We start from the raw sequence: 17,013 nt of genomic DNA, 5'->3' as shown, positions 1-17,013 counted from the left end.
CTGAACCGGCCACTACGCCCCCGGCCACCCCTGAACCGGCCACCCCGGCCGCGGGCACCCCCGCCGCGGGCACCCCGGGCATCCCCGACATGAACACCGTGGTCGGCAGTCACGACCTGCTGCTCGTCACCCTCGACACGCTGCGCCTCGACGTGGCCGAGGAGCTCGCCGCGGCGGGCCGCATCCCGCACCTGGCCGCGCACCTGCCCGGCGGCCGCTGGGAGCGGCGGCACGCGCCCGGCAGCTTCACGTACGCCTCGCACCAGGCGATCCTGGCCGGGTTCCTGCCGACGCCGGCGAGCCCGGACGGGCCGCACCCGCGGCTGTTCGCGGCGCGTTTCGCCGGGTCGGAGACGACCGAGCCGCGCACCTGGGTGTTCGACACCCCGGACCTGCCGTCGGCGCTCGCGGGCGCCGGGTACCGCACGGTCTGCATCGGCGGTGTGGGCTTCTTCAACCGGCAGGGCCCGCTGGGGTCGGTGCTGCCGGGGCTGTTCCAGGAGAGCCACTGGACGCCGGGCATGGGCGTGCCCTCGCCGACGTCGTTCGAGGAGCAGGTCGCCTGCGCGGAGCGGGTCTGTGCCGAACAGCCCGCCGGGCAGCCGCTGTTCCTCTTCGTGAACGTCTCCGCGCTGCACCAGCCGAACTGGTTCCACCTGCCCGGGGCGGGCCGGGAGCACGGCGACACCCGGGCCAGCCACGCGGCGGCCCTGGAGTACGTCGACGCGCACGTCGGCCGGCTGTTCGCCGCGATGAGCCGGCGCCGCCCGTGCTTCGCGATCGTCTGTTCCGACCACGGCACGGCGTACGGCGAGGACGGCTACACCGGCCACCGGATCGGCCACGAGGTGGTCTGGTCGGTGCCGTACGCCCACTTCACCCTCCCCGCGTCCGAGAGGCCCGCCCGATGACCACGGCCACCGCCCAGACCCCGTACCGCAGTTACGTGTACGCGTACCCGCACAAGACGGCGTACCGGCCGCTGCCGGAGCGGCCCGCGCTGCGCGACCTGTGGGCGGGCGAGCCGCAGCACGCGCTCTCGCTCTACCTCCACGTGCCGTTCTGCGAGGTGCGCTGCGGCTTCTGCAACCTCTTCACCCGGATCGGCAGCCCGGAGGGGCTGACCACCGCCTACCTGGACGCGCTGGAGCGGCAGGCCGCGGCCGTCCGGGACGCCCTGGACCCGGACGCGCGGTTCGCGCTGGCGGCGTTCGGCGGCGGCACCCCCACCTACCTGACCGCGGCCGAGCTGAGCCGGCTCTGCGACATCGCCGAGCAGCGGACGGGCGTCGACCTGCGGGCGGTGCCGCTGTCGGTGGAGGCCTCCCCGGACACCGCCACCGCCGACCGGCTGGCCGTGCTGGCGGAGCGCGGCACCACCCGGCTCAGCCTCGGCGTGCAGTCGTTCCTCGACGAGGAGGCCCGTTCGGCGGTGCGCCCGCAGAAGCGCGCCGCGGTGGAGGCGGCGCTCGGGCGGATCCGGGCGGCGGGCATACCGGTGCTCAACCTCGACCTCATCTACGGCATCGACGGCCAGACCGAGGCCAGCTGGCTCGCCTCGCTGGACGCCGCGCTCGCGTGGCGGCCGGAGGAGCTGTACCTCTACCCGCTGTACGTCCGCCCGCTGACCGGCCTGGGCCGGCGCGCCGCCGACGAGCCGTCGCCGCAGTGGGACGCGCAGCGGCTCGCCCTGTACCGCGCGGGCCGCGACCACCTGCTCGCCGAGGGCTACGAGCAGGTGTCAATGCGGATGTTCCGCCGTGCCGGTGCGGCCGCCGCGAGCGCGGGCGAGTACGCCTGCCAGACCGACGGCATGGTCGGGCTGGGCTGCGGCGCCCGCTCGTACACCGCGGGCCTGCACTACTCCTTCGACTACGCGGTGGACGCCCGCGAGGTGCGCGGCATCATCGACGACTACGTCGCGACCGCGGACTTCACCCGCGCCGAGGTCGGCCGGGCGATGGACGCCGACGAGAGCCGCCGCCGCCACCTCGTGCAGACCCTCCTGCAGGCCGAAGGGCTCGGACTCGCCGACTACCGGGCGCGGTTCGGCTCGCTGCCGGCCGACGACTTCCCCGCCGAGCTGGCCGCGTTCGAGGCCCGCGGCTGGCTGGCGGGGCGGCCGGGGCGGCTGGTGCTCTCCCCCGAGGGCCTGGCGCACTCGGACGCCGTCGGCCCGATGCTGTTCTCCCCCGCGGTGCAGGCCGCGATGACCGCGTACGAGCAGAAGTGACCGTCGACCTCGGCCTGCCGGGCCGCCGCCCCGACGAGGTGCCGGCCGACCTCACCCTGCTCTACCGCGGGCCGCTCGCCTCCTGCGACTACGACTGCCCGTACTGCCCGTTCGCGAAGCGGCGGGACACCCGGGAGCAGCTGCGGGCCGACCGGGCCGCGCTGGAGCGGTTCACCGCGTGGGTGGCCGGGCAGACCGGCGACACCCTCTCGGTGCTGTTCACGCCGTGGGGCGAGGGCCTCGTGCGGTCCTGGTACCGGAGGGCGATGGTCGAGCTGAGCCGGCTGCCGCACGTGCGGCGGGTGGCGATCCAGACCAACCTCAGCTGCCGCACCGACTGGCTGGCCGGGGCCGATCCCGGCACGCTGGCGCTGTGGGTGACCTACCATCCCGGGCAGGTGCCGCGCGAGCGGTTCCTCGCCCGGATCGGCGAGCTGGCGGCCATGGGTGTGCGGCACAGCGTCGGCATCGTCGGCGAGCCGGAACACCTCGACGCGGCACGGGAGTTGCGCGCCGAGCTGCCCGCCTCGACCTACCTGTGGGTCAACGCCGCGGACGGCCGCCGCTACGACGACGCCGAAGCCGCCGCCTGGACGGCGGTCGACCCGCTCTTCGGCTGGAGCCGCGAACCGCACCCCAGCGAGGGCCGGCCGTGCCGCACCGGGGAGTCGGTGGTCTCGGTCGACGGCGACGGCACGGTGCGCCGGTGCCACTTCGTCCGCCCGCCGCTGGGCAACCTGTACGACGGCTCGTACCGTTCCCGGCTGGTCCCGCGGGACTGTCCGCTGCCGGTCTGCGACTGCCACATCGGCTACGTGCACCTGGAGTCGCTGCCGCTGCACGACGTGTTCGCGGGCGGCGTCCTGGAGCGGATCCCGCACGGCTGGTGAGCCGTGCGGGACGCGGGCCGCCCCTCCGCGGCTCAGCCGATCTTCGGCAGGCCGGGCGGGTTGATCTCGGAGGTCTGCACGGCCTCCTCGCCCAGGCCCCAGCGCTTGAGCACCTGGGCGTAGGTGCCGTTCCTGATGATCTCGTTGACGGCGCCGCTCAGCGCCTTCACCAGGCCGCTGTCCTTCTTGGTGGTCGCGGCGATCTTGCCGAGGACGTCGGCGCCGCCGCCGGAGTAGGTGCCGATCACCTCGGTCTCGCCGGTCTGCGCGGCGTGGAAGGCCTCGGTCGGGTTGGGGCCGAGCCAGGCGTCGATCCGGCCCGAGGTGAGCGCCAGGTAGTAGTCGGAGGAGTTCTGGTAGTACTTGATGTCGACCGGCTTGAGGCCCGCCTTGACGTTCTGCTCGTTCCAGGAGATCAGCAGCTTCTCCTGGTTGGTGCCGGACGACGTGCCGATGACGTGCCCGGCGACGTCCTTCGGACCGGTGACCTTCCAGCTGCCGCCCTTGCGCGCCTCGAAGCCGAGGATGTCGAGGCGGTAGGTGGCGAAGTCGTACTTCTCCTTGCGGGCCTCGGTCACGGTGATGTTGGTGAACCCGACGTCGTACTTGCCGCTGTCGAGGCCGACGAAGACGTTCTCCCAGGAGACCGTGTTGTGCTGGACGTCGAGCCCCAGCACGTTGCCGACGAGCTCGGCGATGTCGGTCTCGACGCCGATGACGGTCTTGTCGTCGGTGGCGGTGAACTCCAGCGGCGGCACGGTGCCCGCGTTGCCGACGACCTGGAGGGTGCCCCGCTTTCTGATCTCCTCCGGGAGGAGTGCGGCGACGGCGTCGACCTTGGGCGTGGTGACGCGCTTCTGGTCGGGCGTCAGGTTGACGGTGATCCCGTTCGGGGCCGTCCCGGCCTTCGCCGTGCCCGTGCCGTCACCGCCCCCGGCGGTGGACGCGGACCCGCAGGCGGTCAGGACGAGCGCGGCGGCGAGGGCCGCGACGGCGGCGGGCGTACGGCGGGACAGGGTCACGGCATGGCTCCTTGCAGGACGGTGGACCACGGACGGATCAGGGAGCTCCGGGTCACAGGACTTTGGACAGGAAGGCGCGGGTGCGCTCGTGCTGCGGGTGGTCGAGGACGGCCGCCGGCGGCCCCTGCTCGACGACGACGCCGCCGTCCATGAAGACGACGGTGTCGGCGACCTCGCGGGCGAAGCCGATCTCGTGGGTGACGACGATCATCGTGGTGCCGGCCGCGGCCAGGTCCTTGATGACGTCGAGCACCTCGCCGACGAGCTCCGGGTCGAGGGCCGAGGTCGGCTCGTCGAAGAGCAGCACCTTGGGTTCGAGGGCGAGTGCGCGGGCGATCGCGACGCGCTGCTGCTGGCCGCCGGAGAGGCGTCGCGGGTAGTCGGCGGCCTTGTCGGCGAGGCCGACCCGGCCGAGCAGCTCCAGGGCGCGCGCCCTGGCCTGCGCCTTCGGCAGGCGGAGCGCGCCGATCGGCGCCTCGGCCACGTTCTCCAGCACGGTGAGGTGCGGGAAGAGGTTGAAGTTCTGGAAGACGAAGCCGAGGTTGGTGCGCTGCCGCAGCACCTCGCGCTCGCGGAGTTCGTGGAGCCGGTCGCCGGAGCGCCGGTAGCCGATCAGCTCGCCGTCGATCGTGACGGTGCCGCGGTCGAGCTTCTCCAGGTGGTTGACGGCCCGCAGCAGGGTCGACTTGCCGGAGCCGGACGGGCCGAGCACGACGGTGACCGAGCCGGCCGCCACGCTCAGGTCGACGCCGCGCAGCACCTCCAGCCGGCCGAAGCTCTTGTGCACGCCGCGGATGTCCACCATCGCGGGGGCGGGGGCGGTGGTCACGGTCGGCCTCCGGAGGGTGAGGGCGGGCCGGGCCTGGCCGCGGCCCGGCGGACGAGTTCGCGGGCCTGCTGCAGCGGGCCGGGCGGCGGGATGCGGTCGGTGCCGCGGGCGAAGCGGCGTTCCAGGTAGTACTGGCCGACAGACAGCAGGGTGGTGAGCAGCACGTACCAGGCGGTGGCGACCAGCAGCAGCGGGACGACCCGGCCGGTGCGGCCGTAGATCACCTGCACCTGGTAGAAGAGTTCGCCGATCGCCATGACGTAGACCACCGAGGTGGCCTTGAAGAGCGAGATGATCTCGTTGGCGGCGTTGGGCAGGATGCCGCGCATGGCCTGCGGGAGGATGATCCGCCGGATCTGCCGCAGCCGGGGGATGCCGAGGGCCGCGGCGGCCTCCCGCTGGCCGGCGTCGACGGAGATGACGCCGGCCCGGATGATCTCGGCGGCGTACGCGGCCTGGTGCAGGGCCAGCCCGACGACGGCGGCGCCGAGCGCGCCGAGCACGCCCACGGTGTCGAAGTCGACCAGCACCGGACCGAACGGGATGCCGAGCCCGAGCCGCCGGTAGAGGTACGCGAGGTTGAACCAGAAGACGAGTTGCACGATCAGCGGGATCGAGCGGAACGCCCACACGTACGTCCAGGCGATGGTCTGCAGCACGGGGCTGCGGGAGAGCCGCAGCGCGGCCACCGCAGCACCCAGTGCGAAGCCCAGCACCGTGGCGTAGAAGGTGAGTTGGAGGGTGGTACCGACGGCCCGGAGGATCGTCGGGGTGAGGGCGTACGCCCGGAAGGTCGGCCAGTCCCAGCCGGGGTTCGTGGCGAGGCCGTGGACGAACTGGGCGACGAGGACGAGCGCGGTGGCGCCGGCCGCCCAGCGCCACGGGTGCCGGGCGGGGACGACCCGGAGCCCGGCCTCGCCGGGCGGGCCGGTGGCCGGCCCGGCGGTCTGCTCGGGTGCGGTGGTGGTCATGGCGGGGTTCCTCTGCGGGGCTGCGGCGGGACGGGCGGGCGCGGCGTCACGTGTGCTCGGGCGGGCTGATCTGCGACTCCGTGATGGCGGAGTCCGCGGTGCCCCACTTCTGGAGGATCCGCGTGTACGTGCCGTCCTTGATCAGCTGGTTGACGGCGGCGCGGAAGGCCGGGGTGAGCGGCGAGCCCTTCTTGAAGGCGAAGCCGACGTCGAGCCGGTGGAACTCGCCGAGGAACCGCGTGCCGGCGGCGGGCTGGGCGGCCTGGTGGCGCAGCCCGTTGATGGTCGACATGACGACGTCGATGCGGCCCTGCTGGAGGCCGGTGAGCACGGCGCCGTTGTCGCTGAACGCCTTGACCTCGTACGGCTTGCGGCCGGCGTCGGTGCAGACGTTCTTCTTGGCGTTGAGGGTCGTCTCGAAGGTGGTGCCGGCGCCGGTGCCGACGGTCAGGCCGCAGAGCTGCACGAGGTCGGTGACCGCCTGGAGGGAGGTGTCGTCCTTGCGGACGGCGAAGCCCTGGCCGTCGTCGATGTAGGTGACGAAGTCGATGGTCTTCAACCGGGCCGTGGTGACGCCGAAGTTGCCGGTGCCGACGTCGTACTTGCCGCTGCCGAGGGCGGGCAGGATGGTCTCGAAGGCGGCGTCCTCGCGGTTGATGGTGATGCCGAGGACCTTCGCGACGGCGTCGGCGAAGTCGACGTCGAGGCCGGCGGGCTTCTTCGTGGCGGCGTCCGGGTAGAACGCGCTCGGCGGGGTGCCGACCGAGCCGCCGAGCTTGAGGGTGCCGGCGGCGCGGACGTCCGCGGGGAGCAGGGCGGCCGCCGCGTCGGACTTCTGCACGGCGGCGAGCACGTCCTGCCGGGCGGCGGACGCGGCGGAGGCGCCGACGTCCGGGCCGGAGGCGTCGGGCCCCGCACCGCAGGCGGCCAGCAGGAGCAGGGCGGCGGCCGCGGCCGCGGCGGCGGGGAGTCGGTGTCTCACGGGTGGCGCTTCTCCTCGGGTCCGGGGTGCCGGGCGGCGGTCAGGTGTTTCTCGAAGGGCAGCGGGTGGGGTTCCACGGGCACCGCCGCCGGGTCGAAGAGCGGGGTGTAGCCGGTCGCCAGGTAGAGGCCGCGGGCCTCCGGCTGGAGCGGTCCGGTGGTGAGGAAGATCCGGCGGTAGCCGTCGGCGGCCGCGGCCTGTTCCAGTTCGGCGAGGACCCGGCGGGCGAGTCCGCGGCGCCGGTGCGCGGAGTGCGTCCACATGCGCTTGACCTCGGCGGTGCCGGGGTCGGCGTGCCGCCGGTACGCCCCGCCGGCGACGGGTGCGCCGCCCTCCAGCAGGAGGAGCAGCAGGCCGCCGGGCGGGGCGAACTCCTCGGCCGGGTAGCGGGCCATCTCGTCGTGCGCGCCGGGCCCGTAGCGGGTCAGGTACTCGTGGGTGAGCTCGCGGACGAGGGGTTCGGTGAGCGGGTCGCCCAGCCGGACGGCCCGCACCTCGGTGGTGAGGCTCATGCCTGGGCCGCGATCAGCTGGTGGCGGTCGTTCTCGCGGGCGGCGGCCTTGGCGGCGTCCCGCTTGGCGACCTCCTCGCGGACGATCGGGATGACGTACCGGCCGAAGTCGATCGCGTCGTCGATGTGGTCGTAGCCGCGGGCGGAGAGGATGTCGACGCCGAGGTCGTGGTAGTCGAGGAGGGCTTCGGCGACGGTCTCGGGGGTGCCGACGAGGGCGTTGGAGTTGCCGGCGCCGCCGGTGGCGGCGGCGGTCGGGGTCCACAGGGCGCGGTCGTAGCGTTCGCCGGCCTCGGCGATCTCGATCAGCCGCTGCGAGCCGGTGTTCTCCGGGCCGTCGGTGACGAGGCGGCGGCGGACGAGGTCCTGGCCGGCCCGGCGGGCCCTGATGGCGTCGACGGTGCGGTGCGCCTTCTCCCAGGCGAGCGCCTCGGTGGGGGCGATGATCGGCCGGAACGCCACCTGGATACGCGGGGTGTCGGTGCGGCCCGCGGCGCGCGCGGCGGCGCGGACACGGTCGATCTGCTCGGCGGTGCGGGCCAGCGGCTCGCCCCACAGGCAGTAGACGTCGGCCTCGGCCCCGCCGACCGCGTACGCGGCGTCGGAGGAGCCGCCGAAGGAGACGCCCGGCCGGGGCTGCTGCACGGGGAGGACGTCGGAGACGAAGTCGCGGAAGCGGTAGTGGGTGCCCTCGTGGTCGAAGGGCTCGCGGCTCGTCCAGGCCTTCTTGACGATGCCGATGTACTCGCGGGTGCGGTCGTAGCGCTCGTCCTTGGTGAGGAAGTCGCCCTCGCGCTGCTGCTCGTGGTCGTTGCCGCCGGTGATGAAGTGCACGGTCAGCCGGCCGTCGCTGATGTGGTCGAGGGTGGCGAAGGTCTTGGCGGCGAAGGTCGGGTAGGAGACGTTGGGCCGGTGGGCGAGGAGGATCTGCAGCCGGTCGAGCTTCGTGGCGAGGAACGCGGCGGCGGCCGCGGGCTCGGGCGAGCCGGCGCCGTAGGCGAAGAGCACGCGGTCCCAGCCGTGGTCCTCGTGGGCACGGGCGAGGCGCAGCGTGTAGTCGCGGTCGAAGGCGGCGGTGGTGCGGGGGGTGGTCTCGGAGCCGTCGCCGGTGGCGGCGATGCCGAGGAACTCGACGGGCATGGCGGGCCTCTCTTCGGGGGAGCCGGGGCGCACGCGGCCGGCCCGGCGGGCGGGCGCGGTTCGGCGCGCGCACGGCGCGGCCCGGCCCGGCGGTGCGGGCGCGGGGGCGCGGACGGGCAGGTGGGGGCGCGGGCGGGCAGGGCCGCAGCGGACGGGACGGGTGCGCGTGACGGAACCCGGCGTGTCACCGGGTGGAGCGGGTGCGCGAAGGAGGCGGCAGCGTGCGCCTGATGCTGGTCCGCGGGCGCGGACGGCGTCCCGGCCCCACACGGCGGGGCGGACGAGGGAGGGTCTCCCGGGGGAAGAAAGGGCCGGTCAGACAGCCCGCTGCCGAGTCAGCCGCGACACGCTGCGGACCACACCCGACCGAAGTCGATGTGGTCGCGCGTGACCAGGCGCTGCTCGGCGTTCATGCCGTCAAGTTGAGCAGTGCCGGTCGGAGTTCGTCAACCACCGTCCGAAAACGGAGGGCCGGCCGCGGGCGGTGCCGGGGCACCCTTGACAGGCGGCGTTCGGATACGCGTACGATCCTGCCCGGAGCGAGGTGCCCCGGAGCCCGGCCGATGTCCCGGCGGCTCCCGCCGTGTTGAGGGACACGGCGCGCGCGACGGACCGCAGGCCCGCCTGTCCGCCCGCACCCTGGAGCTCCCCCATGGCCACGTCGCACGACGTCCTGCCGCCCTCCGTCGCCCCGCCGCCCGTCCCCGCCGAGCCGGTGATCGTGCCGCGCCGCCGCGCCGGACGGCCGCTGGCCGCCGCCCTCGCCCTGCTCGTCCTCGCGCTGGTGCTGCAGTCGGTGGCCCGCAACGCCGCCTTCCGGTGGGACGTCGTCAGCCGCTACCTCACCAGTGCCGCGATCGTGCAGGGGCTGCTGCTGACCCTGTGGCTGACGGCCGCCGTGATGGTGCTGGGCTTCGCCCTGGGCACGCTGCTGGCGGTGGCCCGGCTGTCCGGCAACCCGGTGCTCTCGGCGCTGAGCTGGGGCTACGTCTGGGTGTTCCGGGCGACGCCGGTGCTGGTGCAGCTGCTGCTCTGGTTCAACATCGGCGCGCTGTACCCGACGCTGTCGCTGGGGGTGCCGTACGGGCCCGAGCTGTTCAGCGTGCGGACGGTGAACCTGCTCGGGCCGACGGTCACCGCGATCGTCGGACTCACCCTGCACGAGGCCGCGTTCGCCGCCGAGGTGGTGCGGGCGGGCATCCTCTCCGTCGACCAGGGGCAGGTGGAGGCCGCCCAGTCGCTGGGGCTGCCCCGCGCCCGCGTGCTGCGCCGGATCGTCGTGCCGCAGGCGATGCGCTCGATCGTGCCGACCGCCGGCAACATGCTGGTCGGCACGCTCAAGGGCACCAGCATCGTCAGTGTGCTGGCCGTCCACGACCTGTTGTTCTCCGCCCAGTTGATCTACAACCAGACGTACGAGGTCATCCCGCTGCTGCTGGTGGCGACGCTCTGGTACATCGCGGTGACCAGCGTGCTCTCCGCGGTGCAGTACCACGTGGAGCGGCACTACGCCCGCGGCACGACCCGCGGGGCGCTGCCGCCGACGCCGTACGCCCGGGCGCTCGCCGGCCTGCGCGCCGCCCGGCCGGGGGTGCGGCGGTGAGCACGCTGGTGATCGTCGGGGCCGGGCCGCGCGGCACCGGGCTGCTGGAGCGGATCGCCGCCAACGCGCCCGAACTCCTGCCCGCCGACGTGCCGTTGCACATCCACCTGGTCGACCCGTACCCGCCGGGGGGTGGCCGGATCTGGCGGTACGCGCAGTCGCCGCTGCTGCGGATGAACTCGATGGCGGAGGACGTCACGATGTTCACCGACACCTCCTCGACCCTGGAGGGGCCCGTACGCCCCGGGCCGTCGCTCGCCGCGTGGGCCGCCGAACCGGAGCGGTACCCGCCGTACCGGCCGCCCGCCGACCCGGCGCTCGCGCAGGAGCTCCGCGCGCTCGGCCCGGCGGACTTCCCGACCCGCCGCGCGCAGAGCGCCTACCTGGACTGGGTGTTCCGCCGGGCGGTCGCCGACCTGCCCGCGCACGTCACCGTCACGGTGCACCGCGACACCGCGCGGTCCGTCTCCGGCCCGGACGACGGGGTGCAGCGCGTGCGGCTCTCCGAACGCGTGCTGACGGCCGACCAGGTGGTGCTCACCCTCGGCCACCTCGACTCCTCCCCCGAGCCGCAGCACCGGGACACGGCGGAGTTCGCCGCCCGGCACGGCCGCTTCCACCTGCCGCCGGCGTTCTCCTCGGACGCCGGCCTCGACGGTCTGCGGCCGGGCGAGCCGGTGATCCTGCGCGGCCTGGGCCTGGCCTTCGTCGACCTCGTCTCCCTGCTCACCGAGGGCCGCGGCGGCCGGTTCGAGGAGACGCCGGACGGGCTGCGCTACCTGCCGTCCGGCCGCGAACCGGTGATCCACGCGGGCTCCCGGCGCGGCGTGCCGTACCACTCCAAGACGCACTACCGCCTCCAGGGGCCGCCCGCCCCGCTGCCCCGCTACTTCGACGCGGCCGCCGTCGACGCCCTGACCGCCCGGCCGGAGCCGCTCGAACTCCGCCGCGACGTCTGGCCGCTGATGGCCAAGGAGATCGGTTTCGGCCACTACCACGAGCTGTTCCACGCCCACCCGGAACGCACCGCGCTCCCCTGGGCGGAGTTCCTCGCGGCCTACGACCCGCTCGACTGGTACGGCCCGGAGCGCGCCGTGCTCGTGGCCGCCGCCGTGCCCGACCCCGCCGACCGGCTCGACTTCGAGCGGCTCGACCGCCCGCTCGCCGGCCTGCGGCTCGCCGACGGCGACCAGCTCCAGCAGCACCTGCGGGCGTACGTCCGCGCGGACGCCGACCGCCGCGCCGACCCGGCCCACAGCGCCGACCTCGGGGCCTTCCTGGCCCTGCTGTCGCTCTACGGGCAGCTGCCGCGGCTCGCCGCCTCCGGCCGCCTCACCGCCCGCTCGGTCGCCGAGGAGTTCGACGGCTGGTGGAACGGCTTCTTCAGCTTCCTCGCCTCCGGCCCGCCCGGCTTCCGGCTGCGTCAGCTGCTCGCCCTGTCGGAGGCGGGCGTGGTGCACTTCCTCGGCGCCGACGTCGCCGTCACCGCCGACGGGGGCGACGGCACGTTCTCCGCCACCTCCCCCACCGTGCCGGGCCGCACGGTGCGGGCCACCGCCCTGATCGAGGCGTACCTGCCGCGGCACGCCCTCGACCGCACCGCCGACCCCGTGCTGCACCGGCTGCACCGGGCGGGCCGGGTGGCCGAGGAGGTCACCGCGGACGCCGGCCACGTCCACCGTTCGGGGCTGGTCGCCGTCACCCCCGCGGACGGCCGGCTGCTCGACCCGGCCCTCGGCGACGCCCCGCACCCCCGCCGCACCGCACTCGGCCCGCACACCTCCGCCCGCAGCTACGCGGCCTTCGCCCGGCCGTACACGAACTCGCCGGGCTTCCGCCAGAACGACGCCGCCGCCCGGGCGCTGCTGCGCGCCCTCGCGGGCGACGGCCCGGCCGGCAGCGCTCAGCCGGGCCCGAGCAGCATCGCCGTCGCCTGATCCGCCGACAGCTCGTCCGGCACGGCGGCGAGCCGGCCGGCCAGGTCGCGGTGGCCGGTGGCGCGCTCCAGCTCGGTGAGGAAGAGGTCGGCCTCCCGGTCGGAGTCGAAGTCCCACACCAGCAGCCGGTGCACCATCGCCACCGCGGCGACCGGCAGCAGCCCTCCGCCGCCGGAGATCCGCCGCCACTGCGGCACGAGCCGGCCCAGCAGGCAGCGGGCCTCGCCGAGCAGCGGGTGGACGGGGCCCAGGTGGTGCTGCACGACCGGCACGATCTCCAGCAGCACGCCGACGGCCGACACGACGTCCCCGGCCCGGGCGAGCGCATCGGCGAGCCCGCACTGCGCGGTGAGGGCCCGCGCGTCGTACGGCCCGACGGCCTGCACGAGCGCGGGCTGCACCTCGCGCAGCAGGTGCACGGCGCCGTACGGGTCGCCGGCGGCGCCGACCGCCCGGGCGTGCACCAGCCGGGTCTCCAGGGTGTCCGGGTCGTGCGGGCCGAGCGCCTGTGCGGCGTCGGCGGCGACCTGGCCCAGCAGGTGGGCGGCACCGGAGGGGTCGCCCGCGGCGGACCGCCGGACCCCGAGCCGGCGCCAGGCGGTCAGGGTGTCGCGGTCGTAGCGGCCGAGCAGGGCGGTCGCCTCGCGGGCGACCGCCTCCAGCAGGTGCACCGCGCCGTCGGGGGTGGGCGCGGTGTCGGCGGCGTCGCCCAGCCGCACCAGCAGCGCCCGGACCCCGTCCGCCGCCCCGCCCGGCGCAGCGTCGCCCGGCGCAGCGTCGACGGGCTGTGCGGCGGCGGGCACCGAGGCCTGCGCGGGCACCTGCGGCGCGGCCGGGGGCGGCGCGTCCACGGGCGGCGCGGGCGGCACCGCCGGGGCGGGCGGCGCGACCGGTACGGCCGGTGCCGCCGCGGACGGCTCGGCGGGCGGGCCGAACCGGCCCTCGGGCTTCTCGACGGACGGCATGCTCGACCTCGTTCACGGCTCGGCGGCGGCGCTGGCGCCGCACATCCTTCCACCGTCCGGCCTGCACGGACCGCGCGGGCCGGACGGTGGAAGGATGGATCCGGTGCCGCGGCGACGCTGCCGGGCCCGGTGGAGGAGGTGCCCGTCATGGCCAAGCAGGCCCCGCAGGTCGACCCGGCGCAGGACGCGCCGCGCATATCCGCCCCGCAGCACGCGGCGGCCGGCACGCCCGCGGTGCTGCACACGCTGCGCATGGCGGGCGAGCAGATGGGCGCCCGGCGCACCCTGGCCACCCTGCGCAGGGTCAACCAGCCGGACGGCTTCGACTGCCCGGGCTGCGCCTGGCCGGAGCCGGAGCACACGCACGCCGCGGAGTTCTGCGAGAACGGCGCGAAGGCCGTCGCCGAGGAGGCCACCGAGCGCCGGATCACCGCGGAGTTCTTCGCCGCCCACCCGGTCTCCGAGCTGGCGGAGCGGTCCGGCTACTGGCTGGGCCAGCAGGGCCGGCTGACCGGGCCGATGCTGCTGGAGGAGGGCGCGGACACGTACGTGCCGGTCTCCTGGGAGCGGGCCTTCGGGATCGTCGCCGAGGAGCTGCGGGCGCTCGACACCCCGGACGCCGCCGCGTTCTACACCTCGGGCCGCACCAGCAACGAGGCCGCGTTCCTGTACCAGCTGTTCGCCCGGCGGCTCGGCACCAACAACCTGCCGGACTGCTCCAACATGTGCCACGAGTCGTCCGGTTCGGCGCTGGTGGAGACCCTGGGCATCGGCAAGGGCAGTGTGCACCTGAAGGACCTGTACCAGGCCGACCTGATCATCGTCGCCGGGCAGAACCCGGGCACCAACCACCCGCGGATGCTCTCCGCCCTGGAGCGGGCGAAGCGGGCGGGCGCGACGATCGTCTCGGTGAACCCGCTGCCGGAGGCGGGGCTGGAGCGGTTCAAGAACCCGCAGAACGTCCGCGGCCTGGCCGGCTCCGGCACGAAGCTCACCGATCTGTTCCTGCAGATCCGGCTCGGCGGCGACCTCGCGCTCTTCCGGGCGCTCAACCAGCTGGTGCTGGCCGCCGAGGGCGGCGTCGACGAGGCGTTCGTCGCCGAACACTGCCACGGCTTCGAGGAGTTCGCCGCGGAGGCGGCGTCGACGGACCGGGCGGAGGTGCTCGCCGCCACCGGCCTGCCCTGGGAGCAGATCGAGGAGCTCGCCCGGCTGGTGCTCTCCTCGCAGAAGGTCATCGTCTGCTGGGCGATGGGCCTGACCCAGCACCGGCACGCCGTGCCGACCATCCGGGAGGTCGTCAACTTCCTGCTGCTGCGCGGCAACGTGGGCCGGCCCGGCGCGGGCGTCTGCCCGGTGCGCGGGCACAGCAACGTGCAGGGCGACCGCACGATGGGCATCTTCGAGCGCCCGGCGCCCGCCTTCCTCGACGCGCTCGGCGCGGAGTTCGGCTTCGAGCCGCCGCGCGAGCACGGGCTCGACTCGGTCGACACCATCCGGGCGATGCGCGACGGCCGGGTGCGGGTGTTCTTCGCGATGGGCGGCAACTTCGTCGCCGCCACCCCCGACACCGCGGTGACCGAGGCCGCGATGCGCCGCTGCCGGCTCACCGTGCACGTCTCCACCAAACTCAACCGCTCGCACGTGGTGACCGGTGCCCGCGCGCTGATCCTGCCGACGCTCGGCCGCACCGACCTGGACCGGACGTCCGCCGGGGCCCAGTTCGTCACCGTCGAGGACTCGATGGGCATGGTGCACTCCTCGCGCGGCGGGCTGCGGCCGCCGTCCGACACGCTGCTCTCCGAACCGGCGATCGTCTGCCGGCTGGCGCGCGAGGTCTTCGGGCCCGAAGACGCCACGCCCTGGGAGGAGTTCGCCACCTCGTACGACACCGTGCGGGACCGGATCTCCCGGGTCGTGGCCGGTTTCGACGGCTTCAACGAGAAGGTCCGGCGGCCGGGCGGCTTCGCCCTGCCGCACGGCCCGCGCGACACCCGCACCTTCCCGACCGCGACGGGCCGGGCCAACTTCACGGTCAACCCGCTGACCGCGCCCGAGGTGCCGGCCGGCCGCCTGCTGCTGCAGACCCTGCGCTCGCACGACCAGTACAACACCACGGTCTACGGCCTGGACGACCGCTACCGCGGCATCACCGGCGGCCGCCGCGTGGTCCTGGTGAACCCGGCCGACGCCGAGCAGCTGGGCCTCGCCGACGGGCTGTACGTCGACCTGGTGAGCGAGTGGAAGGACGGCGTGGAGCGCCGCGCCCCGCACTTCCGGGTGGTGCACTACCCGGTCGCGCGCGGCGGTGCGGCCGCCTACTACCCGGAGACGAACGTGCTGGTACCGCTGGACTCCACCGCGGAGGTCAGCAACACGCCGACCTCCAAGGCGGTGGTGGTCCGCTTCGAGCCGGACAGCGGGGCCTGACGGCCCCGTCCGCCGGCCCCGCGGCTACTGCTCCGTCGGGGCGGCGGAGGACGGCGACGCGGCCGCCGCCGAGGCCGAGGCCGACCGGGAGCCCACGGCCGAGGGCGAGTCGGCCGCGGAGGGCGTGCCGGTGCCGGACGGCGTGCCCGGGGCCGGGGGCGTGCCCGGCGTCGACGGGGTGCCCGGTGCGGACGGCGTGCCCGGCGCGGACGGCGTGCCGGTAGGGCTGCCGGACGGGGTGCCCGGGGCCGGCGGGGTCGGCACGGTCGGCGGGGTGGGCCGCGGCGGGATCGTGGTCGGCTTGGCGGGGGCGATCTTCACCTCGCCCACCTTCACGTCCGGGACCTTCCACTGGCCGCCCTTGTCGTCCCCGGCCGCGTCGGGGTCGGGCCGGACGGCGCCGAGGATCGGCATCGCGCCGATCTTGGAGACCTTGACGACGTCGCCGGTGTGCGGGGCCTGCACGATGAGACCGCCGCCGATGTACATGGCGATGTGGGTGGCGCCGCCGAAGTAGACGATCAGGTCGCCGGGACGGATCTGGTTGAGCGGCACGTGCTTGAGCTGCGCCCACTGCACCTGGCTGGTCCGCGGGATCGGCACGCCCGCGTGCAGCCAGGCCTGCGAGGTCAGGCCGGAGCAGTCGAAGACGTCGGGCCCGGCGCCGCCCCAGACGTAGTCCTTGCCGAGCTGCTTGAGCGCGTACGCGACGGCCTGGCGGCCCGCCGCGGACGGCGTGCGCTCGCCCTTGCCGAGGGCGCCGGAGGCGAGGAAGGCGAGCTGGGCCTCGTCGGCCTGCTGGCGCTCCAGGGCCTCCAGCTCGCTGCGCTGCGCGCCGGTGAGGGAGGCGACCATGTCCTCGACCGCGGTCAGCCGCTTGGCGACGTCGGTCTTGGCGGCCTCCTGCTGGGTGGCGAGCACGCCGGCCTGGGTGAGGGCGAGCTGGGCCTGGGACTGGAGCTCGACGAGGGTGGCGCGGTCCGAGGTGAGGCGGTCGAGGAACGCCTTCTGGGAGCGGCCGGCGGCGTCGAGCAGCTGCGCGATGACCACGGCCTGGTAGGGGTTCTCGGCGAGCATCAGGTCGGCGAGGTCGGAGGCCCGTCCGTTGCGGTACTGGGCGGCGGCGAGCTGGGCCGCGATCTCCACCCCGGCGTCGACGGCGGTCTGCTGCGAGACCAGCCGGGCCTTGAGGTCGTCCACGAGCTGCTGCTGCGCGGCCTGCTGCGCGACGGCCGTGTTGTACTGCTCGGTCGCGGCCTCGGCCTCCTGGTAGAGCTGGTGCAGCCGGTCGAGCATCGGGCCGAGGGTGGCCTTCGCCGCCGCGAGCGGGTCGGCGCCGGCGGAGACGCCGATCGACGGTCCGGGCTCGGGCGCGGCGTACGCGGCGGTGGCCATCGGGAGGGACAGGGCGGCGGCGGCGAGCACCGCGCCGCAGCGCAGCGCTGCGCGCACCCATGGGCGGATGCCGGTCTCCGTGCGCTGTCCAGCCGTCATCGGCCG

At 75.0% G+C, this 17,013-nt stretch carries 14 protein-coding genes; 6 read left to right on the top strand and 8 right to left on the bottom strand.

Annotated elements, in window-relative coordinates:
- Window positions 1-89: 89 nt before the first annotated feature.
- From SNE206_RS24500 to SNE206_RS24490, 3 genes are read left to right on the top strand one after another with little or no spacing between them, the layout of a single operon-like run.
- Window positions 90-911, top strand: a complete 822-nt coding sequence (locus SNE206_RS24500; RefSeq protein ID WP_407915706.1) for an STM4013/SEN3800 family hydrolase — start codon at window positions 90-92, stop codon at window positions 909-911.
- Entirely contained in the window at window positions 908-2,233 is a 1,326-nt protein-coding gene (locus SNE206_RS24495; protein ID WP_407915653.1) for an STM4012 family radical SAM protein, read from the top strand. The genes SNE206_RS24500 and SNE206_RS24495 overlap by 4 nt, the downstream gene beginning before the upstream one ends.
- Complete coding sequence (locus tag SNE206_RS24490; protein WP_407915652.1) at window positions 2,230-3,123, top strand: STM4011 family radical SAM protein; 894 nt, start codon at window positions 2,230-2,232, stop codon at window positions 3,121-3,123. Before SNE206_RS24495 ends, SNE206_RS24490 begins: the two co-directional genes overlap by 4 nt.
- A 32-nt stretch (window positions 3,124-3,155) precedes the next feature.
- Here SNE206_RS24490 and SNE206_RS24485 read toward each other — a convergent pair whose 3' ends face one another.
- From SNE206_RS24485 to SNE206_RS24460, 6 genes are read right to left on the bottom strand one after another with little or no spacing between them, the layout of a single operon-like run.
- Window positions 3,156-4,145, bottom strand: coding sequence for an ABC transporter substrate-binding protein (locus SNE206_RS24485; RefSeq protein ID WP_407915651.1), 990 nt, complete (start codon window positions 4,143-4,145; stop codon window positions 3,156-3,158).
- Window positions 4,146-4,197: 52 nt separating this feature from the next.
- On the bottom strand, window positions 4,198-4,950 hold the full coding sequence (locus SNE206_RS24480; protein ID WP_405015406.1) for an amino acid ABC transporter ATP-binding protein: 753 nt from the start codon (window positions 4,948-4,950) through the stop codon (window positions 4,198-4,200).
- 20 nt (window positions 4,951-4,970) lie between these two features.
- Window positions 4,971-5,945 (bottom strand): amino acid ABC transporter permease, encoded by a 975-nt coding sequence (locus SNE206_RS24475; RefSeq protein ID WP_407915650.1) that lies wholly within the window; start codon window positions 5,943-5,945, stop codon window positions 4,971-4,973.
- Between the two features lie 46 nt (window positions 5,946-5,991).
- Window positions 5,992-6,927 (bottom strand): ABC transporter substrate-binding protein, encoded by a 936-nt coding sequence (locus tag SNE206_RS24470; protein ID WP_407915649.1) that lies wholly within the window; start codon window positions 6,925-6,927, stop codon window positions 5,992-5,994.
- A complete protein-coding gene (locus SNE206_RS24465) occupies window positions 6,924-7,439 on the bottom strand; it encodes a GNAT family N-acetyltransferase (RefSeq protein ID WP_407915648.1) in 516 nt (171 codons plus the stop codon). Before SNE206_RS24465 ends, SNE206_RS24470 begins: the two co-directional genes overlap by 4 nt.
- Window positions 7,436-8,578 carry an LLM class flavin-dependent oxidoreductase gene (locus tag SNE206_RS24460; RefSeq protein WP_407915647.1) on the bottom strand — a complete coding sequence of 381 codons (1,143 nt, stop codon included), beginning with the start codon at window positions 8,576-8,578 and terminating at the stop codon, window positions 7,436-7,438. The genes SNE206_RS24465 and SNE206_RS24460 overlap by 4 nt, the downstream gene beginning before the upstream one ends.
- A gap of 652 nt (window positions 8,579-9,230) precedes the next feature.
- Between SNE206_RS24460 and SNE206_RS24455 the strand changes: the two genes are divergently transcribed.
- On the top strand, window positions 9,231-10,181 hold the full coding sequence (locus tag SNE206_RS24455) for an amino acid ABC transporter permease (protein WP_407915646.1): 951 nt from the start codon (window positions 9,231-9,233) through the stop codon (window positions 10,179-10,181).
- Entirely contained in the window at window positions 10,178-12,118 is a 1,941-nt protein-coding gene (locus SNE206_RS24450; protein WP_407915645.1) for an FAD/NAD(P)-binding protein, read from the top strand. The genes SNE206_RS24455 and SNE206_RS24450 overlap by 4 nt, the downstream gene beginning before the upstream one ends.
- Here SNE206_RS24450 and SNE206_RS24445 read toward each other — a convergent pair.
- A complete protein-coding gene (locus tag SNE206_RS24445; protein ID WP_407915644.1) occupies window positions 12,085-13,083 on the bottom strand; it encodes a hypothetical protein in 999 nt (332 codons plus the stop codon). The genes SNE206_RS24450 and SNE206_RS24445 overlap by 34 nt on opposite strands.
- Before the next feature lie 147 nt (window positions 13,084-13,230).
- Between SNE206_RS24445 and SNE206_RS24440 the strand changes: the two genes are divergently transcribed.
- Complete coding sequence (locus SNE206_RS24440; protein WP_407915643.1) at window positions 13,231-15,513, top strand: FdhF/YdeP family oxidoreductase; 2,283 nt, start codon at window positions 13,231-13,233, stop codon at window positions 15,511-15,513.
- Window positions 15,514-15,537: 24 nt separating this feature from the next.
- Here the strand turns inward: SNE206_RS24440 and SNE206_RS24435 are convergent, their stop codons facing one another.
- Entirely contained in the window at window positions 15,538-17,007 is a 1,470-nt protein-coding gene (locus tag SNE206_RS24435; protein WP_407915642.1) for a C40 family peptidase, read from the bottom strand.
- Window positions 17,008-17,013: the final 6 nt, after the last annotated feature.

This window comes from Kitasatospora sp. NE20-6, from assembly GCF_045862635.1.
This window is presented reverse-complemented; position numbering and strand designations above follow the sequence as displayed.